21 protein-coding genes are annotated in these 24,873 nt (G+C 53.0%); 11 read left to right on the forward strand and 10 right to left on the reverse strand.

Going from position 1 to position 24,873, the window contains the following annotated elements:
- Positions 1–68 precede the first annotated feature (68 nt).
- The 6 genes from OGX81_RS00115 to yihU all read right to left on the reverse strand — a co-directional run bounded on the left by OGX81_RS00115 (position 69) and on the right by yihU (position 8,126).
- Positions 69–1,463 carry an MFS transporter gene (locus OGX81_RS00115; RefSeq protein WP_012133935.1) on the reverse strand — a complete coding sequence of 465 codons (1,395 nt, stop codon included), beginning with the start codon at positions 1,461–1,463 and terminating at the stop codon, positions 69–71.
- Positions 1,464–1,508: 45 nt separating this feature from the next.
- Positions 1,509–2,891: an MFS transporter gene (locus tag OGX81_RS00120; RefSeq protein WP_012133934.1), complete on the reverse strand. Its 1,383-nt coding sequence runs from the start codon at positions 2,889–2,891 to the stop codon at positions 1,509–1,511.
- A gap of 45 nt (positions 2,892–2,936) precedes the next feature.
- On the reverse strand, positions 2,937–4,961 hold the full coding sequence (locus OGX81_RS00125) for an alpha-glucosidase (RefSeq protein WP_104867947.1): 2,025 nt from the start codon (positions 4,959–4,961) through the stop codon (positions 2,937–2,939).
- Between the two features lie 110 nt (positions 4,962–5,071).
- A complete protein-coding gene (yihS, locus tag OGX81_RS00130; protein WP_047459905.1) occupies positions 5,072–6,313 on the reverse strand; it encodes a sulfoquinovose isomerase in 1,242 nt (413 codons plus the stop codon).
- Positions 6,314–6,328: 15 nt separating this feature from the next.
- Positions 6,329–7,207 carry a sulfofructosephosphate aldolase gene (gene yihT / locus OGX81_RS00135; protein WP_104867946.1) on the reverse strand — a complete coding sequence of 293 codons (879 nt, stop codon included), beginning with the start codon at positions 7,205–7,207 and terminating at the stop codon, positions 6,329–6,331.
- A 22-nt stretch (positions 7,208–7,229) separates the two neighbouring features.
- Positions 7,230–8,126 carry a sulfolactaldehyde 3-reductase gene (gene yihU, locus OGX81_RS00140; protein WP_024130674.1) on the reverse strand — a complete coding sequence of 299 codons (897 nt, stop codon included), beginning with the start codon at positions 8,124–8,126 and terminating at the stop codon, positions 7,230–7,232.
- Between the two features lie 166 nt (positions 8,127–8,292).
- Between yihU and OGX81_RS00145 the strand changes: the two genes are divergently transcribed.
- From OGX81_RS00145 to OGX81_RS00185, 9 genes are all read left to right on the forward strand, one after another.
- A complete protein-coding gene (locus OGX81_RS00145; RefSeq protein WP_104867945.1) occupies positions 8,293–9,189 on the forward strand; it encodes a sugar kinase in 897 nt (298 codons plus the stop codon).
- Positions 9,190–9,221: 32 nt separating this feature from the next.
- Positions 9,222–10,025: a DeoR/GlpR family DNA-binding transcription regulator gene (locus OGX81_RS00150; protein ID WP_104867944.1), complete on the forward strand. Its 804-nt coding sequence runs from the start codon at positions 9,222–9,224 to the stop codon at positions 10,023–10,025.
- A 436-nt stretch (positions 10,026–10,461) separates the two neighbouring features.
- A complete protein-coding gene (locus OGX81_RS00155) occupies positions 10,462–13,182 on the forward strand; it encodes an autotransporter outer membrane beta-barrel domain-containing protein (RefSeq protein ID WP_104867943.1) in 2,721 nt (906 codons plus the stop codon).
- A gap of 284 nt (positions 13,183–13,466) precedes the next feature.
- Positions 13,467–14,066, forward strand: coding sequence for a glucose-1-phosphatase (yihX, locus tag OGX81_RS00160; RefSeq protein WP_104867942.1), 600 nt, complete (start codon positions 13,467–13,469; stop codon positions 14,064–14,066).
- Positions 14,060–14,932, forward strand: a complete 873-nt coding sequence (locus OGX81_RS00165; protein WP_012133924.1) for a virulence factor BrkB family protein — start codon at positions 14,060–14,062, stop codon at positions 14,930–14,932. The genes yihX and OGX81_RS00165 overlap by 7 nt, the downstream gene beginning before the upstream one ends.
- A complete protein-coding gene (gene dtd / locus OGX81_RS00170) occupies positions 14,929–15,366 on the forward strand; it encodes a D-aminoacyl-tRNA deacylase (protein WP_047459887.1) in 438 nt (145 codons plus the stop codon). The genes OGX81_RS00165 and dtd overlap by 4 nt, the downstream gene beginning before the upstream one ends.
- A 44-nt stretch (positions 15,367–15,410) precedes the next feature.
- On the forward strand, positions 15,411–16,352 hold the full coding sequence (gene fabY / locus OGX81_RS00175; protein WP_024130670.1) for a fatty acid biosynthesis protein FabY: 942 nt from the start codon (positions 15,411–15,413) through the stop codon (positions 16,350–16,352).
- Positions 16,353–16,587: 235 nt separating this feature from the next.
- The gene (locus tag OGX81_RS00180) at positions 16,588–16,830 is read left to right on the forward strand and encodes a ribbon-helix-helix domain-containing protein (RefSeq protein ID WP_160880417.1); all 243 of its coding nucleotides are present in this window, start codon (positions 16,588–16,590) and stop codon (positions 16,828–16,830) included.
- Positions 16,830–17,204 (forward strand): type II toxin-antitoxin system VapC family toxin, encoded by a 375-nt coding sequence (locus tag OGX81_RS00185; protein WP_012133919.1) that lies wholly within the window; start codon positions 16,830–16,832, stop codon positions 17,202–17,204. Before OGX81_RS00180 ends, OGX81_RS00185 begins: the two co-directional genes overlap by 1 nt.
- Positions 17,205–17,240: 36 nt before the next feature.
- On the opposite strand, the gene fdhE is transcribed toward OGX81_RS00185, so the two are convergent.
- Genes fdhE through fdnG form a run of 4 tightly spaced genes read right to left on the reverse strand, consistent with a single transcriptional unit; the run spans position 17,241 to position 22,764 of the window.
- Positions 17,241–18,170: a formate dehydrogenase accessory protein FdhE gene (gene fdhE, locus OGX81_RS00190; protein ID WP_047459875.1), complete on the reverse strand. Its 930-nt coding sequence runs from the start codon at positions 18,168–18,170 to the stop codon at positions 17,241–17,243.
- Positions 18,167–18,802: a formate dehydrogenase cytochrome b556 subunit gene (gene fdoI, locus OGX81_RS00195; protein ID WP_049011887.1), complete on the reverse strand. Its 636-nt coding sequence runs from the start codon at positions 18,800–18,802 to the stop codon at positions 18,167–18,169. Before fdoI ends, fdhE begins: the two co-directional genes overlap by 4 nt.
- Positions 18,799–19,701: a formate dehydrogenase O subunit beta gene (gene fdoH, locus OGX81_RS00200; RefSeq protein WP_012133916.1), complete on the reverse strand. Its 903-nt coding sequence runs from the start codon at positions 19,699–19,701 to the stop codon at positions 18,799–18,801. Before fdoH ends, fdoI begins: the two co-directional genes overlap by 4 nt.
- Positions 19,702–19,713: 12 nt before the next feature.
- Positions 19,714–22,764 (reverse strand): formate dehydrogenase-N subunit alpha, encoded by a 3,051-nt coding sequence (fdnG, locus tag OGX81_RS00205; protein ID WP_115591159.1) that lies wholly within the window; start codon positions 22,762–22,764, stop codon positions 19,714–19,716.
- A 642-nt stretch (positions 22,765–23,406) separates the two neighbouring features.
- On the opposite strand from fdnG, the gene OGX81_RS00210 reads away from it, so the two are divergent.
- Positions 23,407–24,114 (forward strand): DUF1120 domain-containing protein, encoded by a 708-nt coding sequence (locus tag OGX81_RS00210; RefSeq protein ID WP_047459869.1) that lies wholly within the window; start codon positions 23,407–23,409, stop codon positions 24,112–24,114.
- Positions 24,115–24,187: 73 nt separating this feature from the next.
- Complete coding sequence (locus tag OGX81_RS00215) at positions 24,188–24,871, forward strand: fimbria/pilus chaperone family protein (RefSeq protein ID WP_012133912.1); 684 nt, start codon at positions 24,188–24,190, stop codon at positions 24,869–24,871.
- Positions 24,872–24,873 lie beyond the last annotated feature (2 nt).

The following is a 24,873-nucleotide window of genomic DNA, read 5'->3' on the forward strand; positions in this document are numbered from 1 at the left end:
GTAGGGAGCCGCTATCCATCGAAATGGATAGAGCGGCAATTATTTTATTTAATTAGAACAGAGGTTTTTTAATGGCTTACAACGCCGGTTTGTATCGATTGTTTCTTTCGTTGGCTAATTTCCTCAATAATAAAAGCAAAACGTTTTTCATTGAGCTTATAAAAAAAGCCCATTGTGAGTGCAGCGATAATCGCCAGGCCGCATGGCCAGAGAAATATCAACTGACGCAGGCCAAGTAACGTCTCCGCGCTTTGCGCTATGTTCGGCACGTAGCCAATTTGCGTCAGCATAATGCCGGGCAAGAAACCCGCCAGCGCCGCAGAAATTTTTCGTGAAAAGGTATAACCGGTATAGACCGACCCTTCCGCACGAATGCCTGTTTTCCATTCGCCGTAATCGACCGTATCAGGAACCAACGCCCAGTTCAGGCTGTTAACGAACGCGGTGCCGAAAAACGCCATGCAGGAGAAGATCACGAACAGGAAAGAGGTTCCGCCCCAGAGAAAGTTCAGCACATCGCCGATAGCCCACAGCGTCAGGCCGCCGAGATAGACCTGCTTTTTCCCAAACCGTTTTACGGTTACGGGTACCAGCAGTACGCCGACCAGAATGCACCCCATACTGAAAAATCCCATCCATGACAGCAAATGGATGTCGTTCAGCACGTACTGGGTGTAATAGACCTGAATCGCCAGTTTGATGTTAAACGCGGCCAGCGTACATAAGTTGGCCACGCAGAGCACCAGCAGCGGCGGATTGCGGAAAATCGCACAGAAGGATTTAAGAATGCTGGGCTTATGGTGAGCCGGAACGATATCGATATACCGTTCTTTCACCCCGCTGAAACACCACCACATACTGAACAGGCCGCAAACGGAGAAAATCAGCGCGGCTACCAGATAACCCAGAGAAGATGACTGGGTAAAGAGCGCCTGAATCGGCATAAAGCCAACGGTACACAGCAACAGACCGAGCGTTGCGCCGCCCTGACGCCATGCTGCGAGTTGGGCGCGCTCATGCGGGTTTCTGGTGATAGCGGGCACCATCGCCCCGTATGAGCAATTCATCAGGCTGTAAAACAGGCCAAACAGCATGAACAGTACGGTTGCCAGCGCTGTTTTGACCGTCAGCGTAAAATCGGTGGCGAGAAACTGCGCGCTGGCAACCAGCGCGACAGGAAATGATGCATACAGAATGAAAGGGCGAAACTTACCTTTAGCGCCAATATGACGACGGGAATCCAGCAGCACTCCCGTCAACATATCGGTGAACGCGGTAAAGAATTTCGCCACCAGAAAGATAATCCCACCGTAATATGCGGGCATCCCCAGTTCATCGGTATAAAACTTAAGCAGATACAGCGTACCGATACACAGCATCAAATTTGAGCCGAAGTCACCCATGCCATAGGCATATTTTTCCCGTAGGCTCAGTTTTAGCGTCAGCGGATCATGGTCAGACATAATCGCTCCTCAATAACGCCCCGAAGGGCGCCTTTATTATCATTGTTAAGCCGTTTGTTTACGGGCTTCTATCTCTTCAACGATGCGGACATACATCTTCTCGTTGAGGTTGTAGAAACATCCCATTGCGATGATGGTTATCACCGCCAGCGCGCACGGATAAATAAAGATCAGCTGCCGCAAACCTTCGACAGTGCCTGCCGATTGCACCACATTGGGCACGTAGCCGATTTGGGTCAGCATCCAGCCGGGGAAGAAGCCCGCCAGCGCCTGAGACACCTTACGGAAGAAGGTAAAACCGGTGTATACCGTTCCTTCTGAACGCACGCCGGTGCGCCATTCACCGTATTCCACCGTGTCGGAGACCAGCGCCCAGTTCAGGCTGTTCACAAACGCTGAACCGAAAAACGCCAGGCAGGAAAACGCGACAAAACTGACCGAGCCGCCGCCAAAGAAGTAGTTGAGAAGATCGCCGATAACCCAAACCAGCAGGCCGCCGATGTAGACCTTTTTCTTGCCGAAGCGTCTTACCGCGCCGGGCATTAAAAAGACGCCGATGAAAATGCAGCCCATGCTGAAAAAGCCCATCCAGGAGAGGAGGATCGGGTCATTCAGTACGTACTGGGTGTAATACACCTGGATCGCCAGCTTAACGTTGAAAGCGCCCAGGGTGCAGAGATTCGCGATACATAAAATGAACAGCGGACGGTTCCCGGCAATGGCGCGAAACGACTGAAGCAGCCCCGGTTTTTCGGTCGCTTCAACCGGTTTTACCTCCACATAACGCTCTTTGACGCCTGCGTAGCAGAGCCACATAAACAGCAGGCCAAACAGTGAGAACAGCGTGGCGGCGAAAATATAGCTTAGCTGTGCGTTCCCTTCGATCAGATTCATCACCGGAACAAAACCGACGGTGCACAGCAGCAGGCCGAGCGTGGCGCCGCCCTGACGCCAGGCGGCAAGCGAGGCGCGCTCATCCGGGTTTTTGGTAATGGCGGGCACCATCGCGCCATACGAACAGTTCATCATGCTGAAGAACAGGCCGTACAGCATAAACAGCACCGTCGCCATCACCGTCTTACCGGTGATTTCAAACGGCGTGCCGACAAAGTTGGCGATGGCCAGCAGGGTCACCGGAAACGCGGCATAGAGCACGAATGGACGGAACTTGCCTTTCGGGCCGATTTTACGCCGCGAGTCGAGCATAATCCCGGTGCCCATATCGGTGAAGGCGGTAAAGAATTTGGCGATCAGGAAAATAATACCGCCATACGTGCCCGGTAGACCCAGCACATCGGTATAAAACTTAAGTAAATAAAGCGTACCAATATCCAGCAGGATATTGGAGCCTAAATCACCCATCCCATAGGCAAGTTTTTCTTTAAACGGCAAGCGTAGGGTCGCCGGATTTGATGACGTTTGACTCATTATTTTTCTCCATATGCCCGTGAGTTTCCCCACGGGCGAGCCGTATTAGATAGTGCGTAAAGAGGCAAACAGAGATGCCCACTCGCTCTCTGCACGGTAAAAGACCGGAGGCTTGCCGAGCGGCGCATCCACGGTAATCTCGCCGCCGCGAAGCGTTTCGCCCGTCCACGCGTTGATCCAGTTATCCTCAGGCAGATATAGCGTCCAGTCGCGGCGTCCTTGTTCGTGGACCGGTGCAACCAGCAGGTCGCGACCCAGCAGATACTGGTATTTCAGGGTGTAGGTCTGCGCATCGTCCTCGTAGTGCAGGAACAGCGGGCGCATGACCGGCAGACCGGTTCTGGCGTTCTGCGCCACCGCCTGTTTGAGATACGGTTTCAGGGTGGTAAAGACGGTTGTCATACGGGCAAAGTGGGCGATAGTTTCCGCGTCGCCATCAAACTGCCAGTTATCGCCGGGGCGGTTCCCTTCGTGGGTACGCATCATCGGGGTGAAGGCGCTGAAGTCACACCAGCGCAACAGCAGCTCTTTGCTGCGCTTCATGTCGAACAGGGTGGTATAACCGCCAATATCGCTGTGATGCAGACCGTGACCCGTCATCGCCAGCGACAATGCGGCAGGCACCACGGAGGCGAGACCGTCGTCCAGACTCCAGTCGACGTTCTGATCGCCCGCCCACATCATGGTGGAATATTTCTGGCTGCCGGTATAACCCGCACGCATAAAGAACAGGATCTCGCCCAGCTTGCCGGTCTCTTGTAGCGCTTCGTAGTTACATTTCGCCCACAGCGCCGGCCAGGCGTTATGCATAATTTCCGCGCTGACGCCGTTATGCAGGTAAGTGTCGGTTGGCAGGTATTCCCCGAAATCCGCCATCCAGCCGCCGCAACCCAGCTCAATCATGTTTTTCTTGATGACATTCTTGAACCAGTCATAGGCTTCAGGATTGGTCAAATCCACGACGCCGCCATAAAACTCGCCGAACTCAACCAGATAGTCATCGCCCGCAGCGTCTTTTGCCAGATAACCGTGTCTGGCCGCTTCGGCGCAAAGATCTTTATCGCTGGCGACGTAAGGATTGATGTAGGAGAGGAACTGCACGCCTTCTTCTTGCCACTGCTTGATACGGGTATCCAGCTGCGGGTAGTTGTCGCTGTTCCACTTCCAGTTCCACATCACGCGTTTGCCGAAAGAGGTCATGCGGATGCCGGACCAGTCCTGCGCCCAGATGCCATTCACCTTCACGCCTGCGTTGCGCATGGTGTCCAGCTTCTGCTGGCAGACGTCGGTGCCGCCCTGAATGCCGAGCGTCACGCCGTCGTAAACCCAGTCCGGCAACACCGGCTGGCGGCCTAACAGCGCCGTCAATTTTTCCAGCAGGGCGATGTAGCTGTCGGCGCATTCAAAACGCAGGGTGGCGTTGTCTTCCCATAGCGCCAGCTCATGGTATTCCGGCGCGCTAAAGTCGAAATTCATGTAGCAGCTGTTATCGACGTGGCAGTAGTACTTTTGCGTGCTGACAAAAGTGGGCTGTGGGAAAAAGGTCCAGTAGTAATCCCCGCCCGCGTTTTCTTTGCAGTCCGCCTGCCAGGTGACATAGCTGTTTTTGTTGCGCCCGACGCCTTGTTCGCTGGTCCAGAGCGGGAAAGGCTTGCCGCGCAAATCGAAATAAGAGAACTGTTCGCCGCAGCCATAGATGTGATCTTCTGGTTGGGCGGCCAGGCGTAACCAGATGCGGTTATGGGTAAGATCGCTGTTTTGCAGTTTCAGCGTCAGGCGGCCCGCCTCATCGGTGGCGATGTGTAACGCCGCGCTGATGGCATCGCCGCGATTGAAATGGATCAACCAGCCATCCGGGGACTGGCTTATCGTTGCGTCAGTCAGCGCGATTTTCTCATTCAGCTTATCTTTTATGCTGAAATTACCGCGAAACATGTCGATATCGGCGACGCCGGCGCCGATCCACAGGCAGGGATTTTCTGCGCTGTGGGATAGCAACAGACGATCTTGCCAGCTCAGGGTGAAGCCGTCATCGGTTGTTGTCAGGGTGATATTGTGTAGGGTATGCATAAGTTTTCTATCCTCAATGTTGCCGGACGGCAGCGCTCTTGCCTACGGTTAGCATGGCGCTCGTCGGCCGGATAAGACGCCTTAACGTCGCCATCCGGCATGTCATATTGTTATTTCGCGTTGCTATCCAGCAGGCCCGCAGCAACGGCGGGTGCCAGCCCCGGCGCCAGCGGCAGGCGCGGGATCACCAGGCAGTGCAGCAGGTGGTAAATATCCTGCTTGCCGTCCCATACTTTGGTGGTCACCTGGTTATTGGTATCCAGCTCCTGCCACCACGAACCGTTCTCGTAGTCCATCAGATAAGTGATGCAGTAATCCCACCACTTCTGATACCAGGCTTCGTATTGGCTATCGCCGGTGAGGGTATACAGGGCGTAAGCGGTGCCCATTGCTTCCACAATCGGCCAGCGTACTCTTTCACGTACAATCGGTTTGCCGTCCCAGTCCACGGAGTAGACGAAGCCGTCTGCGCCATCGGGCGCCCAGGCGTCGCGAAGGGTGGCGTGGAATAACCCTTTGGCATCTTCCAGCAGCCAGGCGGGAGGAGTTTCAAAACGCGCTTCCAGGGCCGCATGCAGGTGCAGCATCAGGCGACCCCACTCGATCCAATGCCCCGGCGTGCCGCCGTAAGCGCGGAAACGGTGGGCAGGGTTATCTTTGTTGTAATCGCGGATGGGGTTCCACTGCGCATCGAAGTGCTCGTTGACGCGGTAGTCGCCGTTGCGGGCCACATCGTGAATAATGACGGAGGCGATGCGCAGCGCGCGGTCGAGCCATTTACGATCGTGGGTCACGTCGTACACGATCAAAAAAGCCTCTACGGCATGCATGTTGGCGTTGCCGCCACGGTAATCTTCGGTCTGGCTGAAGGCTTCGTCCCAGGACTCCAGGCACATCTGCTCCTCTTCGCTCCAGAAGTATTTTTCGATGACCTCGATCGCGTCATCCAGCAGTTTTCTGGCCTGTGGATGGCCCGTGGTGACGGCGCTTGCCGCCCCTAACAGGACGAAGAAATGCTGATATCCCTGTTTGGAGGCGTCCATCACGCCTTCATCGTTCACACAGGCATACCAGCCGCCGTAGCGCCGATCGCGTAACGCGCCGTTCAGCGCGTTAATACCATGGTCGACTAACTGATATGCGCCCGGACGGCCCATTGATGCAGCAACGGAATAAACGTGCAGCATACGGGCGGTAATCCACAGGTGCGTACCCATCTCCGCTCTGATCTGTCCCTGATTTCCCAGCCAGCCGAAACCGGTAGGTACTGCGGATTTTTTCCCAAAGTCAAAAATGCGATCGGTTTCTTGCTCCAGCCAGCGGTTGTGGCTCAACGTGTTAAACCATTTCATGCTTTCATCCTCACATTAACGACGGCGGGCCATCATTTCGTCGACGATCTCACCCAAACGCTGCAACTTAGGCACAGAAATATCACGCAGCATCAGTTCGGTATCCGGCAGGCCAATCACCGATGACCAGACGGCGCGACCCGCCAGAAAACCAGATGCGCCCGCAGTCATTGCGACTCTGACCGCCCGAGGGAACAATTTTTCATCAATACCGGAGGAGAGGATGACCCACGGCATATTGATATGCTCGTTCAGGCGCTGTGACGCGGCGAGAAGGTCGTGCTGTGCGCCTTTTCCGTACAGCGGCATTTCAACTTTGTAGAGATCCGCGCCGCTGTCGCCCAACTCTTTTGCGGCATCAATGATGGCCTGTTCGCGGTCGAACTTATCGCCACAGCGAGGTGGGCGCACAACCGGTTCGATAATGCTCACCAGACCATTGCTGTGGCACATCTCATTAAATTCTTTGACCATATCAAGACGCTGTTGGGCGTCTTCATCGCTGCGCCAGAGCACCAGCAGTTTTAGCGCTTTACCGCCATCTTGCTTTATCGCTTGTGGATTGATCTTTTTATCAATGACGACGCTATCGACAGGAATGCCATTGCCGGGGATGAACGCATCGGCGGCGACGATCATGGCGCAGTTTTTCGCAATCGCGTTTTGCTCCACCACCTGGCGGTAACAGAACTGTTGGTCAATCAGAATGGCGGAGGCATAAGGAGACAGCGCTTTTGCGGCATTCACTTTGAAATCCGTCAGTACGCTGTCGGCAACAGGAGACTTCGCACCAGCAGCTGCAAACATTAAGCGCATCGCTTCACGCTGATCGACCGCCAGCATGGCAAAGCCGCCGGATGCGCGCGTAATGTCTTTGATGGTGTAGTTGTTCATTCAGTTTTCCTTTATTCAGTCGTTACATTTTGAATTTGTTCGGTAATCCGGCGCTGTTACGCACCTGTTCGAGAATGGCTGTCCAGTCTTCCCGCCCACGACCGGCGGCGCGAGCCTGGTTATAAACTTCACGGGATGCGGCGCCGAGCGGCATCGGCACATGCAGCTGGTTGGCAACATCCAGCGCAATCCCCAGGTCTTTGTGCGCCAGATCGATCATGAAGGAGGGAGAAAGGTCGCCTTTCAGCACTTTGTTCGGCCAGGAGGTGGTGAAGTGGCCTTTGCCTGCCGGGGTTCCGCTCATCACTTTTAACGCGACGTCGAAGGAGAGGCCCAGCGCTTCGCATAACGCGGCGGCTTCGGCAGAAAGCGCATTCAGCGCGATGCTCATATAGTTATTGATAAGCTTTACGCGAATCCCCATGCCGGGGCCGCCAGCGTTAATCAATTCATTGCCCATCGCCATCAGTACCGGCGTTGCGCGCTCCACCTGTTCTGCGCTGCCGCCTGCCAGTAATAGCAACGTCCCCGCAATGGCGTGATCGGATGTTCGACCGACCGGGACATCCATCATGCTGAACCCTCTGGCGCGCATATCTGCGATAAGTTTGTCCGTCTGTAGCGGATGGATGGTGGACATATCGATCACCAGCGCGTCCTGCGACAAGCCTTCGCAAACGCCTTGATCGCCGAATAACACGCTGCGAACGAGATCGCCATTAGGCAGCATTGTGATGACAAACTCGGCCTCTTTCGCCGCCTGCGCCGGGCTGCTGGCCGGACGAGCGCCTTTTTCCACCAGGGTCTGTATGGCGTCGGGGTTCACATCAAAGACGCTGAGCTGATGGCCCTGCTTGAGCAAATTACTCGCCATGGGCGAACCCATCTGGCCTAATCCGACAAATGCAATCACTGCCATATCGTTCTCCTGAAACGTGGATGTCATTTTTTGTCACTTGCGTGACGCTGATTTTGTCTGTTTTTGATCGTATTTGTAATTTATGGTCAAAAAATTGACAGCCGTCACTTTTTAAACATTTTGCGAAATTAAAATAATCGCATCCCGAAATGCTTAAGGAATGACCATGATTCGTGTTGCTTGTGTGGGTATCACCGTGATGGATCGCATCTATTACGTTGAAGGTTTACCGACTGAAGGAGGTAAATATGTGGCGAAACGTTATACGGAAGTGGGCGGCGGGCCTGCTGCAACTGCCGCAGTGGCTGCGGCGAAACTGGGGGCGCAGGTGGACTTTATTGGGCGTGTGGGAGATGACGACACCGGAAACAGCCTGCTGGCGGAGCTGGAATCCCTGGGGGTAAATACCCGCTATACCCGGCGTTACGCGGGGGCGAAGTCCTCACAGTCTGCGGTCATCGTCGATGCGAAAGGGGAGCGGATTATCGTCAATTATCCCAGCCCGGATTTATTGCATGACGCTGACTGGCTTAATGAGATCGACTTTTCTCAATGGGATGTGGTGCTGGCGGATGTTCGCTGGCATGAAGGAGCGAAACGGGCGTTCACGCTGGCGCGCCGGGCCGGAGTCATGACGGTTCTGGATGGCGATGTGACGCCACAGGACATCAGCGAGCTGGTGGCGTTAAGCGATCATGCCGCCTTCTCTGAACCGGGTCTGACGCGCCTGACGGGAATAAAGGATACCGTAAGCGCGTTAAAAAAATCACAAATGCTCACAAATGGACATGTCTATGTCACGCGCGGCAGTGAAGGATGCGACTGGTTAGACGATAATGTCTTCCGGCATCAACCCGGATTCCCGGTAGAGGTGGTCGACACCACCGGCGCGGGGGATGTTTTTCACGGTGCGCTCGCCTTTAGCCTGGCGGGTGGAACGCCAGTCGAAGAGGCCGTCAGGTTTGCCAGCGGCGTGGCCGCACTGAAATGCACCCGACCTGGCGGGCGTGCCGGAATCCCTGACTGTGATCAAACCCGATCTTTTCTGTCACTTTTTGTATAAAATGTAAGGCAATGGTTTTTCGAGGAATTTGCATGAGTCTTACTGAACTGACCGGTAACCCACGGCATGATCAGTTGCTGGCGCTGATTGGCGAGCGCGGTTACATGAATATTGACGAACTGGCTGGCCTGCTGGATGTGTCCACGCAGACCGTACGTCGCGATATCCGCAAACTGAGCGATCAGGGATTGATTACGCGTCATCACGGTGGCGCGGGACGGGCTTCCAGCGTTGTGAATACCGCCTTTGAGCAGCGAGAAGTCTCCTGGACGGAAGAGAAAAAAGCCATCGCGGAAGCGGTGGCGGACTATATTCCAGACGGCTCCACGGTCTTTATCACCATTGGTACGACCGTTGAGCAGGTAGCGCGGGCGCTGTTAAACCACAATCATCTGCGAATTATCACTAACAGCCTGCGTGTGGCGCATATTCTGTACAATAATCCGCGTTTTGAAGTGATGGTGCTTGGCGGAACGCTTCGCCCGCATAACAGCGGCATTATCGGCCCTTCTGCGACGGCGTTTGTGGCGGGGTTTCGTGCGGACTATCTTGTCACCAGCGTCGGTGCGATAGAAAGCGATGGCGCGTTGCTGGAGTTTGACGTCAATGAAGCCAGCGTGGTGAAAACCATGATGGCTCACTCCCGGCATATCCTCCTTGCTGCCGATCATACGAAATACCATGCTTCCGCAGCGGTAGAGATTGGCAACGTGTCGCAGGTAACGGCGCTGTTTACTGATGAGTACCCTGGCCCGGCATTGCATAACCTGCTTCAGTCACAGCAGGTTGAGATCGTCCAGGTTAGCCCAGGCCAGGATGACGCAACGTTAGTCTGAAGGGGTTATAAACAGAACCGTCTTTTTAGACGGTTCTTTTTCTCCTTTTTGCTAAATATATAATCATCCTGGTGGTGATATAAAAATCTTAAAATAAAAACCGCCTGCTTATTGTTACCCTGATAGCTGTTGTTTTATAAGGCGTTTATTTTCCTGCCGGAGATGCTTTTATTTTATAAAAATAGTTATTAAGAATAATGCCAATAAATAAGGTGCATTTTATTTACTGTTATCTCATGAGCCCCTGCCGTACATTGACAGATTAAATGAATACTTGTATTTATTCTGCTAAGGTGACAATTCATTACGCCTTTGAACTCTGACTCTTTAACTATTTAAAGATGAGCGGATGGATTTCGCCTTTTATAAATATCTTATGCACGCGTCTTTGATGCTTTTATCCGAATAAAAAAGCCTTACGGAAAAGGTGGCTCTCATGAAATCTTCTCGTCTTATTCAAAAAACGCCGATCCCGGCAAAGCTCGCGCTCTGTATTGCCAGTGCGCTGGCGTTGAGCGGGCAGGCTGTAGCAGGATGTAGTTACACGTCTACCGCACAACTATTTTGTGACAATACAACTATATATCACTATGGTAATCCGCTCGGAGGAGCTGCAAGGGATTACAGTGGATTTGATGAAGTCCGTATTGATACTACCTCAGAAGGAACTACTTCAGGATTAACTGGCTGGGGTGTCTATATTGATAACATTGGCTATAAATTTAAAAATTTGGTTATCAATACAACAGGCACCGCAGCAGATGGAATCCACTCTAAAAATGCAGGCGGTAAACTGGTCGCAGATAATATCTATATTACCGCAACAGGAAGTAGTGCTGATGGAATAAATATTGGTCGCGAATTACAGGCTGATTATTCAATTGTTGAAGTCAATGGTGATGTAACGGTTGATGCTGAAGATGGAATGGGGTTACGCGCCAACGCGTCTGCGAATAAAGACAACGCCCAGTCATCAATAATTATCCATGGTGATACTGATATTGTTACCCGTGGTCCTGGTGGCGCGAATACGGGATACGGGATCTATGCAGGTAGAGATCCCGCGCAATTTACAGGTACAGCAAAAGGCGATGCGAGTATTACGGTTAATGGCACCGCATCAGTCGCGACGTCAGGGCGTAGTGCTCATGCGGTATATGTGGCCCGTAAGGGGTTAATAAACCTTAATAATGTGGATTTGAAAACCTCCGGCGTGAGCGCACATGGCGTTTATGCGTATTCATCTACTGATTCTGCAACGGTAAACCTTAGCGGTGATAGTAAAATTCAGGTTACTGATAGCGGCGCTTATGCCATTTACGCCTATGGTTCACAGGCGTTGGTTCGCTCGTGGGATTATGCTACCGATAGTGCTGGCTCTGGCGTATACGACATTGAAGGAAATTTACGCGCATATTACGGCGGTACGATGGATCTGCGGATGGAAGAGGGGAGCCGTTTTGTGGGGCAAACGGATTCTTCACAACAAAATAGTAACGCGAACTACCATGGTACGCTGGATCTGGATATAAACGGTGCAAACAGCGAATGGACGATGACCGGTAACTCTGTGGTCTCTACTCTGACGCTGAACCAGGCCACATTGCGTTATAGCGCAGATGGCGTGTCCCGCGATGACGAAAGTACCTTTAAAACCCTGACCGTGATGGGCAACTACACCGGCACAGATGCGTTACTGGTGTTGAACACCGTGCTTGAAGGCGATGACTCTTTTACCGATAAACTGATCGTCAAAGGGGATACCTCCGGCAATACCAACGTAGGCATCAATAACATCGGCGGTGTGGGCGATCTGACCCTTAACGGCATTGAGATTGTGGACGTTGAGGGCGTTTCCGACGGAACGTTCACCAAAGCCGGACGTATTGTGGCGGGCGGCTATGACTATGACGTGGTGAAAAATGCCAGTAACTGGTATCTCACCAGCCAGCTAAGCCCGGTGGAGCCAGAACCAGAACCAGAACCTGAGCCGGAGCCGGAACCAGAAAACCCGGACCCAGTCGATCCACCAACACCGCCGGGACCGGTTGACCCGGTGGACCCGCCGGCACCACCAGGGCCGGTTGATCCCGTGGAACCACCAACGCCACCAGGACCGGTCGATCCTGTTGATCCCCCTGCGCCACCAGAGCCACCGCTGCCGCCAGCGCCTGAACCTGGTGAACATCAATACCGCCCGGAGTTTGGTAGCTATCTGGCGAACAACTATGCTGCCAATACGCTGTTTATCACCCGTCTGCACGATCGCCTGGGTGAAACCCAGTACACCGACATATTAACGGGCGAGCAGAAAGTGACCAGCATGTGGATGCGTAACGTAGGTGGTCATATGCGCTTTACTGATGGCAGCAAGCAGCTGAAAACGCAGGCTAATCGCTATGTATTGCAGATTGGCGGCGACCTGGCGCAGTGGAGCAGCGATGGCCTCGACCGTTGGCATCTGGGGGTGATGGCAGGTTACGCCAATCAGAAAAGTAAAACGCATAACACCCATAATGGCTACGCTTCACGCGGTCATGTGAGCGGCTACAGCGCGGGGGTGTATGCGACGTGGTATGCGAATGAAGCGGATAAAACCGGGACGTATCTGGATAGCTGGGTGCTCTATAACTGGTTTGATAACACCGTGCAGGGTGACCATCTTGCCAGTGAAAAATACAAATCTGACGGTATCACGGCATCCATCGAAGGGGGATACACCTTCCTGATAGGCGAAAGCGAGCGTACGAGTTACTGGCTCCAGCCAAAAGCCCAGGTGACCTGGATGGACGTGCAGGCTGACTCGCACCGTGAAAGCAACGGCACTCAGGTGAAAGACAAAACTGACGGCAACCTGATGACCCGACTCGGTGTGCGCGCATACCTGAAGGGGCATAACGCCATTGATGATGGCAAAGACCGCGAGTTTCAGCCGTTTGTTGAAGCAAACTGGCTCCACAATACCCATAACCAGAGCGTCCAGATGGGGGCGATCCGGGATGAAATCAGCGGCACTAAAAATATTGGTGAGTTGAAAGTTGGTGTGGAAGGGCAAATTAACCCGCGTTTGCAGGTGTGGGGGAATGTAGCTCAGCAGGTAGGCGACAACAGTTACAGCGATACCGCAGCGATGTTGGGGGTGAAATACAGCTTCTGAACCATAACGGTGGATAGCTTACCGGGCCTACGGACTATTTTGTAGGCCGGATAAGGCAAAGCCGCCATCCGGCAGGTCGCCCGGTGGCGCTACCGCTTACCGGGCCTACGGGCTGTTTTGTAGGCCGGATAAGGCAAAGCCGCCATCCGGCGAAAAGTGTTAAGGCGATGCATTGCATCGCCTTTTTTCCGGTTGCGTTAGTCGATTTTTTCCCTGTCCGGCGCATAGTCAAACTCCTCCTTTCCCGCTACAGTTATTCATCCACGGCTTGCAAGGAGAGGATCATGCTCTATATCTTTGATTTAGGTAATGTGATTGTCGATATCGACTTCAACCGCGTGTTAGGTGCATGGAGTGACCTGAGCCGTGTCCCGCTGGCTTCGTTGAAGCAAAGTTTTACGATGGGAGAGGCGTTTCATCAGCATGAGCGGGGGGAGATCACTGATGAAGCCTTCGCAGAAGCGCTGTGCCATGAGATGGCGTTACCGCTGAGCTATGAGCAATTTTCCCACGGCTGGCAGGCGGTATTTGTCGCATTACGGCCCGAGGTTATCGACATCATGCATAAGCTTCGCGAGCAGGGGCATCGTGTCGTCGTATTGTCTAATACCAACCGTCTGCATACGACCTTCTGGCCGGATGAATACCCTGAAGTTCGCCAGGCTGCCGATCATATTTATCTGTCTCAGGAATTGGGCATGCGTAAACCTGAGGTGCGGATTTACCAGCATGTTTTGCAGACAGAAGGTTTTTCCTCCGCCGATACGGTCTTTTTTGACGACAACGCCGATAATATAGAAGGGGCTAACCAGTTGGGGATCACCAGTATTCTGGTGACGGATAAAACGACCATCCCGGATTATTTCGCGAAGTTGTTATGTTAAAAAACGTGCATCAAAAAGCCAGGCATCATACGCGTCCAGTCAGGGCCTGGCTTAAACTGTTGTGGCAGCGCATTGACGAGGACAATATGACCACCCTGGCGGGGAACCTGGCCTATGTCTCGTTGCTTTCGTTAGTGCCGTTGATCGCCGTCGTTTTTGCGCTTTTCGCCGCCTTTCCCATGTTTTCCGATGTCAGCCTCCAGTTACGCCATTTTATTTTTGCTAACTTCATCCCGGCGACGGGAGATGTTATTCAGCGTTATATTGAGCAGTTCGTCGCAAATTCCAACAAAATGACGGCGGTAGGCGCTTGTGGACTGATCGTCACGGCGCTGTTGCTGATGTATGCCATCGACAGCGCCCTGAACACCATCTGGCGTAGCAAACGCACGCGTCCAAAGGTGTATTCTTTCGCCGTTTACTGGATGATTCTGACCCTGGGGCCACTGCTGGCGGGCGCCAGCCTGGCGATCAGCTCCTATCTGCTTTCTCTGCGCTGGGCCAGCGAGCTCAACACGGTTATCGATAACGTCCTGAGGGTATTCCCTCTGATTCTCTCCTGGATTTCGTTCTGGCTGCTGTACAGCATTGTGCCGACCACGCGCGTACCAAACCGCGATGCCGTCGTCGGCGCTTTTGTCGCAGCGGTACTGTTCGAAGCAGGAAAGAAAGGATTCGCGCTTTATATCACCATGTTCCCGTCATATCAGTTGATTTACGGCGTGCTGGCGGTTATCCCCATTTTGTTTGTCTGGGTGTACTGGACATGGTGTATCGTCTTGCTTGGTGCCGAAATAACTGTCACTCTCGGGGAATACCGCAAACTCAAACAAGCCGCAGAACAAGAAGAAGCAGACCAATCATGATTGCATTAATTCAGCGCGTAACCCGTGCCAGCGTCACCGTGGAGGGCGAGGTGACGGGTGAAATCGGCCAGGGACTTTTAGTGTTATTAGGTGTCGAAAGGGATGATGACGAACAGAAAGCGAATCGCCTGTGCGAGCGCGTGCTCGGTTATCGAATTTTTAGCGATGCCGAAGGCAAAATGAATCTCAACGTGCAACAGGCGGGGGGAAGCGTGCTGGTGGTGTCGCAATTTACGCTGGCCGCCGATACTGAACGCGGTATGCGACCGGGCTTCTCAAGAGGCGCCGCGCCGGATCGCGCTGAAGCGCTGTATGAATACTTTGTTGAGCGCTGCCGCCAACAGGAAATGAACACGCAAACCGGACGTTTCGCTGCCGATATGCAGGTCTCGCTGGTCAATGATGGCCCCGTAACGTTCTGGCTACAGGTATGAGCCAGCTTCCGGCGTGGCCGCGGGTAACAAGAGAGAGTACAGCTATGTATCACCTTCGAGTACCGCAAACAGAAGAAGAATTAGCACGTTACTACCAGTTTCGCTGGGAAATGCTGCGCAAACCGCTCCACCAGCCGAAAGGTTCCGAACGCGATGCCTGGGATGCGATGGCACATCATCAAATGGTGGTGGATGAAGAGGGGAACCTGGTTGCGGTAGGGCGTTTGTATATCAATGCGGATAACGAAGCCTCTATTCGTTTCATGGCCGTTGAACCGTCTGTTCAGGATAAAGGTCTGGGAACGTTGATGGCGATGACACTGGAGTCCGTGGCGCGCCAGGAAGGGGTAAAACGCGTCACCTGTAGCGCCCGTGAAGATGCGGTAGCGTTCTTCGCCAAACTTGGCTTTGTGAATCAAGGGGAAATCACGACCCCGCAAACCACGCCGGTTCGCCATTTTCTGATGATTAAACCGGTCGCGACGCTGGATGACATTCTGCACCGAGGCGACTGGTGTGGGCAGCTTCAGCAGGCCTGGTATGAGCACATCCCGTTAAGTGAAAAAATGGGGGTGCGCATTCAGCAGTACACTGGTCAGAAATTTATTACGACCATGCCTGAAACGGGCAATCAGAATCCGCACCACACGTTGTTTGCCGGGAGTTTGTTTTCACTGGCAACGCTTACCGGCTGGGGGCTGATCTGGCTCATGCTACGCGAGCGTCATCTGGGCGGTACGATTATTCTCGCCGATGCGCATATTCGCTACAGCAGGCCCATCAGCGGCAAACCCAGCGCAATTGCCGATCTGGGGTCGTTGAGCGGCGATCTGGACAGGCTGGCGCGAGGCCGTAAAGCACGCGTGCAACTGCAAGTGGAGTTGTTTGGCGACGAGACGTCAGGCGCAGTTTTTGAAGGTATTTATATCGTATTGCCGGCAAAACCGTTTGGCCCTTATGAAGAGGGCGGCAACGAGGAAGAGTAGGATAAAGGGGGTAATCCTCCTTTATTCGATATTTTTCCCCCTTAATCTGTATGGATATACAGCGTTATAACCTGGTTTTTAGCGAAAAGAAACGGGGAGTGCTGACGAGGTTGCAATTCTGGAAAGCGGCTCGTAAAAGCAAAAATCGCGCTCATAAAGTCTTTTTTCTGGTCTTTCATCGGTGTATGTTGTTTGAAAATTAATCGCCAATGATATACTGGAGGTATATATGAGTATGATGGCTGGAATGGAAATGGGCAGAATATTACTTGATTTATCAGATGAGGTTATCAAGCGGCTTGATGACCTCAAACAACAGCGTAATCTTCCGCGAGCAGAGCTATTACGCGAAGCAGTTGAACAATACCTGGAAAGGCAGGGACAAGCCGAAACCACTATTTCCGATGCGCTGGGGCTCTGGCAAGGTTGCGAAGAAGATGGCGTTGAATACGAAAGGAAACTTCGCGAGGAGTGGTGATGATTAAAGGTCCGGTGTTGTTTGACACCAATATTCTCATTGATTTATTTAGCGGGCGTGGTGAAGCGAAGAAGGCTCTCGAAGCTTACTCACCCCAGAATGCCATTAGTCTCATTACCTGGATGGAAGTGATGGTAGGGGCAAAAAAATACCATCAGGAATCCCGCACACGTATAGCATTGAGCGCTTTTAACGTTATCGGCGTTTCACAGGATATTGCCGAAAGAAGTGTCAGTCTCAGGCAGGAATACGGGATGAAGTTGCCGGATGCGGTTATTCTGGCTACAGCGCACATTCATCGTTTTGCGCTCGTGACGCGCAATACAAAGGACTTCGCGGGGATTCCGGGAGTCATTACGCCTTACCATTTATAAGCCGGGCGGCACGCGCCACCCGACCTGACGTCAGAATTACTCCCCTTCGCCCGGGAACAGGAACGGGTTGATGGAGCTGCGGGCAAAGCCCTCTTGCTCCATGCGCGCGTCGAGCACTAGTGAGGCGAGATCGTCGGCGACGGCTTCCACTTTCGGGTCTTTTTCCTGATACAGAATTTTCAGGTAAGTACCGCAGTCACCACAGCTTTCTGCTTTAATCGACGCCTGTTCGTTATCCAGCGACCAGTAGTGCAGATCGCGACTCTGCTCGCAGTTGCTGCATTTGACGCGCACCACATGCCACTCGGTTTCGCACAGGTTGCAGTGCAGGTAACGCAGACCCTGCGTGGTGCCGATTTGCACCATGCTGGAAACCGGCATTGAGCCGCATACCGGGCAATACTGACGCTGTTCGCCGTACTCCGCACGGGCTTTACCGGGGATCAGGCTGGCCATTTGCGCCCAATAGAGCGACAGCGCCGCCCAGATAAACGGGGCCTTATCACTGCTGACGGAGGCAAAATCGGACTCAAACAGCGCGCTCGCCATTTGCTCCAGTTCCTGTTCCGAAGCCTTCTCCAGATTTTCGATTACCGCCAGCGCGGGGCCGCTCATCTCCGGTTTCAGCTCAGCAATCAGCGAATGCAGCAGTTTCTGCCAGTGCTTATCGCGCGGTAAAACGTGAATGTCCAGCGGCGGTTTGCCCTGCGCGTTCGCTTCTTTGATGCGCGCGGTCAGATCCATCTCCAGCGGATGGTCGTACAGCACCACTTCCTGGGCATGTGCGATCAGCGCGGCAAAGCGCAGGTAATCGCCCAGCGGGTTGTTTTCGGCCAGCTCGCGCAGACGCTCGGCGCGGCGGTTATACAAATTTTTGAGCCGGGGGAACAATAACGGCGGAATCATATCCGCCGTACGTTTCTCGCTCTTCTCCAGCTCATCTTGCGGGATTATGCGAATACTCATTCAGATGACTTTTCCTGTTTCTGGCGGACTTCACGGTACCAGCGCGGGTGATGTTTCTTCGCCCATGACCGGGTTACCCATCCCTCCACCATCGCGGTAATGGTGCCTTTCACCCAGAGGGCGGCGTAAATGTGCACCATGATAACCACAATTAACGCTACTGCGGCAAATGAATGCAGCATTAACGCGAATCGGATCACCGGGATTGAGAAAGCAGGCGCAAAATACGGACGCCAGATGATCACTCCACTGACCAGCAACAGGACCAGGAAAATAATCGCCGCCCAGAATACGCATTTCTGGCCGAAGTTATAACGTCCGGTGTCGCCGACTTCCTCGTTGACGACGATCTTACGAATATTCTTCGCCCAAAAGATATCATCCCGATTGATTAGATTGTGGTGCCAGTAACGGAAAAACATGATGATGAATGAGGCGAACATGATCACGCCCACGAACGGGTGCACAATGCGCGCCAGCTGTGGGGTGCCCATGATATGCATCAGCCAGTTGAAGGACGGGAACAAAAAGCCCAGTCCGCTCACCGCCGCCAGTACGAAACAGAAGGCGGTTACCCAGTGGTTGATGCGTTCCGGCGCCGTATAGCGCACGATGGTGTCACGTCGTTTCATTTGCGCACCTCGTCTTTCTCTTCATGCAGATTGTCTTCTTCCTCATCTGCACGGTTCGGACCGACACCGACATAGTGGAAGATGCTGGCCGCAAAGGTCGCAGCAAAGCCGACCGCTGCGAGAGGTTTCCAGATGCCTTTCCAGAATTTCACCGTCGCGCTGATTTCCGGGTTTTCCGGCAGACCGTGGTACAGATTCGGTTTGTCGGCATGGTGCAGCACGTACATGACGTGAGTACCGCCGACGCCCGCCGGATCGTACAGACCTGCATTGTCGTAACCACGGGTTTTCAGCTCAGCCACACGTTCGCCTGCCAGCGTCTTCATCGCCTCTTTGGAACCAAAATGGATAGCGCCAGTCGGGCAGGTCTTCACGCAGGCCGGTTCTTGCCCCACCACCACGCGGTCAACGCACAGCGTACATTTATAAACGCGGTTGTCGTCCGGGTTGAGGCGCGGCACATCGAACGGACAACCGGCGATGCAGTAGCCGCAGCCGATGCACTGTTCAGACTGGAAGTCGACAATGCCGTTGGCATACTGAATGATAGCCCCTTCTGCCGGACATGCCTTCAGGCAGCCCGGATCGGCGCAGTGCATACAGCCATCCTTACGGATAAGCCATTCCAGTTTGTCGTCTTGCTCCACTTCCGAGAAGCGCATCACCGTCCAGGATTTTGCGGTCAGATCAGCCGGGTTGTCGTACACCCCGATGTTGCTGCCCACTTCATCACGAATATCGTTCCATTCCGAACAGGCCACCTGACAGGCTTTACAGCCAATACAGGTGGTGACGTCGATAAGCTTCGCCACCTCTTGCTGGTGATCCCGCGCCTGTGGCGCGGGAGTGAAACCGTTAGTCGCGGAACGACGAATGATGTCTTGCGATTGATAAGCCATAGGTCGTCTCCGTTACACCTTTTCCACATTCACCAGGAAGGACTTGAACTCCGGCGTCTGCGTGTTCGCATCACCGACGAATGGCGTAAGCGTATTGGCGATAAAGCCTTTTTTCGCCACCCCTTCGTAGCCCCAATGAATAGGAATACCGATGGTATCGATATCCTTGCCGTCTGCTTTCAGCGTGCGAATGCGCTTGGTCACTACCGCCTTGGCTTTGATATAGCCACGGTTGGAGGAGACTTTTACGGTATCGCCATGCGCGATGCCGAGCTTGTTCGCCAGCTTCTCGCCGATCTCCACAAACTGTTCCGGCTGCGCGATAGCGTTAAGCAGCGCGTGTTTGGTCCAGTAGTGGAAGTGCTCGGTCAGACGGTAAGTTGTTCCGACGTAAGGGAACTTATCGGCTTTACCCAACGCCTCTGCGTCGCCTTTAAAGATACGGGCGGCAGGGTTGGAGATAACGTTCGGGTGCAGCGGGTTCGTCCCCAGCGGCGTTTCAAACGGCTCGTAGTGTTCCGGGAACGGCCCTTCCGCCATCTTGTCGAGCGCGAACAGGCGACCCATCCCTTCCGGCTGCATGATGAACGGCCCGACGTTGCTACCCGGCGCAGCGGCGCTGTAGTCCGGGATATCCATCCCGCCCCATTTCGCGCCGTCCCATTTCAGGATTTGGCGCTTCGGATCCCACGGGTTGCCCTGTGGGTCTGCGGAGGCGCGGTTATACAGAATGCGGCGGTTCAGCGGCCATGCCCATGCCCACCCCAGCGTATTGCCGAGGCCTGACGGATCGGAGTTATCGCGGCGCGCCATCTGGTTGCCTTCCGGCGTCCAGCTACCGGCGAAAATCCAGCATCCGCTGGAGGTGGTGCCATCGTCACGTAGCTGGGCGAACGAGCTGAGCTGTTGGCCTTTCTTCACGATCACCGCACCCGTTGCCGGGTCGATAAGATCGGCCAGCGCCTTACCGTTACTTTCCATCGCCACTTCTTCCGAAGACGGTTCATGCGGCGTGGAGTAGTTCCAGGTCATATTCAGCACCTGTTCCGGGTTCGCGCCGCCTTGCTCGGCGTACATCTTACGCAGGCGTAAGAAGATACCGGCCAGGATCTCGCCGTCGGTTACGGCGTCGCCGGGGGCATCCGCGCCTTTCCAGTGCCATTGCAGCCAGCGGCCGGAGTTGACGATAGAGCCGTTCTCTTCGGCAAAGCAGGTTGACGGCAGACGGAACACTTCGGTCTGGATTTTCGACGGATCAACATCGTTCGACTCACCGTGGTTTTGCCAGAAGGTGGACGTTTCGGTATTGAGCGGGTCGATAGTCACCAGGAACTTCAGTTTAGAGAGTGACGCAACCACTTTGTTTTTGTTCGGGAATGAGGCGACCGGGTTAAAGCCCTGGCAGAGATAGCCATTGACCTTGCCTTCGTTCATCATCTCGAAGTATTGCAGGACGTCGTACCCTTTGTCCCACTTCGGCAACCAGTCGAAGCCCCAGTCGTTTTCCTTCGTTGCGTTATCGCCAAAGAAGGCTTTCATCATAGAAACGAAGAATTTCGGGTAGTTGCTCCAGTAGTTGACCTGACCTTCCAGCAGCGGTTTTGGCGTGTTGGCGGCAAGGTAGGTTTGCAGGTCGGTCTGTTTTTCGCTGGGCAGCGTCATGTAACCCGTCAGGCTTTGCGACAGCAACCCTAAGTCAGTCAGCCCCTGAATGTTGGAGTGACCGCGCAGCGCGTTGACGCCGCCGCCAGCCATCCCCATGTTGCCGAGCAACAGTTGGATCATCGCCATCGTGCGGATGTTTTGCGCGCCGATGGAGTGCTGCGTCCAGCCGAGGGCATACAGGAACGACGCGGTTTTATCTTTGACGCTGGTTTCCGCAATGTATTCGCATACTTTCAGGAAATCGGCTTTCGGCGTACCGCAGATATTTTCCACCACCTCCGGCGTATAGCGGGAAACGTGCTGCTTGAGCAGGTTCCACACGCAGCGAGGATGTTGCAGCGTGGTATCGCGTTTAGCGAAGCCATTTTCATCCAGTTCGTAGGCCCAACTGGTTTTGTCGTACTTGCGTTTATCCGCGTCATAGCCCGTAAACAGGCCATCTTCGAAGCCAAAATCTTCACGCACGATCAGGCTGGCGTTGGTATAGGCTTCGGTGTATTCGCGGTTGTATTTTTCGTTGTTCAGCAGGTACAGCAGTACGCCTGACAGGAAGGCAATGTCAGTACCGGAACGGATAGGGGCATAGAAATCGGCCACCGACGCCGTACGCGTGAAGCGAGGATCAATCACAATCAGCTTCGCGCCGTTGTGAATTTTAGCTTCCATCGCCCAACGGAACCCTACCGGGTGGGCTTCAGCGGCGTTACCGCCCATCACCACGATGAGGTTGGCGTTCTTCATGTCGACCCAGTGGTTGGTCATCGCACCGCGACCAAATGTTGGAGCAAGACTTGCTACCGTTGGTCCGTGTCAGACACGCGCCTGGTTGTCGACCGCGAGCATACCGAGCGCGCGGGAGAATTTTTGCGTTAAATAGCCGGTTTCGTTACTGGATGCGGAAGCGCACAGCATCCCGGTGGAGAGCCAGCGGTTAACGGTCACGCCTTCGGCGTTCTGCGCAACGTAGTTGGCGTCGCGGTCTTCTTTCATCAGTTTAGCGATGCGGTCGAATGCCTCATCCCAACTGATTTGCTGCCATTTATCTGAACCTGGCGCGCGGTATTCCGGGTATTTCAGGCGGCTTTCGGAGTGAATGAAGTCCACCAGACCGGCCCCTTTCGGGCAAAGCGCGCCACGGCTGACCGGATGATCCGGATCGCCCTCGATGTGGAAGATAGATGCTTTGGCGTTTTTTGCACCGTCGCCGAGGCTGTACATTAACAGCCCACAACCAACGGAACAGTAAGTGCAGGTGTTACGGGTTTCGCGGGTGCGCAGCAATTTATATTGCCGTGTTTCCGCTAGCGCTACGCTGGGTGCGAAACCCAGTGCCGCCGCCGTGGTGCCTGCCATACCGCCAGCGCAGATCTTAAAGAACTGCCTTCTGCTGACCTGCATGGTTTGCTCCTTGTTTCGACATTGCTATGTAGTTTTACTTTGCGGACCACCATGAAACCGGCCGCAAAGGGAAGAATTTGCGCATTCCCTCAGTTCCGGGAGGGATATAACTCAGGATACCATAATGTTGGTAGGTGTGTTCTGTTGCGGTTAAATAAAAGTGAATGAGTTTTCATGATGGCAACATGAAAATGTGATGTTTATCACATTGATGCATAATGACTGACGATCTTTGCAACCGAAAAAGCAGGAACTAATACTTTGGAGTTAATAAATTTCGCTGCGTAATCATCACTATGTTAAATAATTGTGTTGTTGTTCGAAAAGAGATGAGGTATCAGCATTCTTTATCGGTAGTTCTGGATGGATCGACTTTTCTGGCGGTAGATAATATTTATTATTTATACAATAACGGGATTTAATCTTTTATATGAATCTTTATATATGTCTGGTGAATGTATATAAGGATTTCCTTTGAGGATTTTCCTGGAATAAATTCTTAAAAATAATCTTTCGATTGTATGGTTTTTTGACAAATGATAAATTTCGCCAACCAATATTGTATGTTGGTGTCATGTCAATTTTTTGAAATATGCAGAGGTCATCATTATATAAAGTGGCTTCTTTTATAAGGAAATAAAAATGAATGTTTTTTTTAAAAAAAGCCTGATGGTGTCTGTGCTGGCGCTGACGGCTTCTTCCGTTATGGCGGCACCGAGCGTTGATATTAAAGTATCAGGGAAAATTGTTCCTGCTTCCTGTATTCCGTCATTCCCAAGCGGCGGCGGTATCGCTGATTTTGGCACCATCAAAGTGGCGTCATTAAATTCAACTGCGCCAACCGCACTGCCTGACATTAAAACCGTGCCAGTCGCCATTACCTGTGAAGAAGATACGCGTGTCGGCGTTTCTTTTACTGATATGCATAGCGCTTCTGTACCGACCACCGGTTATGCCATTAATTTCGCATCGACTGATTTCATTTCTTCTGCTAATTATCTTTTTGGCCTGGGGCTGTACGGTAGCCAGAAAATTGGGGCATATGCGCTGGGTATTCAGATTGATTCAGGAACGCTGACTAACGGCAATGGCGATAACCTGATTGCCTATTTCTCAGCAAATGACGGCACTACCTGGGGAACAAAAGCAGGCAACAGCTATATGCAGATTATAAATAATAACAGCGAGGTTTACAGCTTTGGTAAAAGCTCGGCTGATGCGCCAGAACCGCAAACAAAAGTCAACTTTAACGTCGGTGTGTCCGCGATTATCAACCCGACAGACGATCTGCAAATTACCGATGAAGCGACGCTTGACGGCTTAACCACCGTAGAGCTGGTATATCTGTAATTACACTGCACGTATCGTAGATGCTCCCCATATTACTATGGGGAGCAGTTATGAATATTAATGGACTAATATTATGCTTTCCTTCAAGAAAACATTAATCTGCGCCTGTTTATTGGCGTCATTTAACTGTCTGGCTGCCGGGATGGTGCCCGACACGTCGCTGCTGCTGATTAATGAAGAAGAGCAAGGCGGCAGTATGGATGTTAAAAACACCGATGCTGATGCCCAGCTCTTGTATACCAAAATCGTCAATCTTCCAGACGATCCGCAGCCTGGCCTGATTGTCACGCAACCCGTTACGCGTGTTGATGCCGGTAAGACGCAACGTGTGCGATTCGTTCTTAAAAATAGCGCGGAGCCGTTAAAAGTTGAGCATTTGAAGCGCGTTATTTTTACGACCATCCCGCAACGGGATAAAAACAAAGTTAAAGTGGTCTTTAGCCAAAACCTTCCCGTCATTATTCATCCTTCGGGTTTAGACGTGAATATGGAGCCGTGGAAAGATCTCCAGTGGCATATGCGCGGCGGAAAACTCAGCGTGGAAAATAAAACGCCTTATGTTATCCGTCTGGAGCAGAAAGTAAAATTATTGCCATCAGGCGCGCACGCTGATTTACCAAAGGCTTATATTCTGCCGGGTGAAACAATAAGTGCCCATGCCTCGACTACATTATCCGCACTGGATAAAAATATCGAAATGTATCCTGCTACGCGCTATGGCTATAAGGCGAAGAGTTTTGTCGCAGAAATAAAATAATT

Origin of the sequence: Citrobacter sp. CK206 (assembly GCF_030333125.1) — a bacterium.
GTDB classification, from domain to species: domain Bacteria; phylum Pseudomonadota; class Gammaproteobacteria; order Enterobacterales; family Enterobacteriaceae; genus Citrobacter_B; species Citrobacter_B koseri.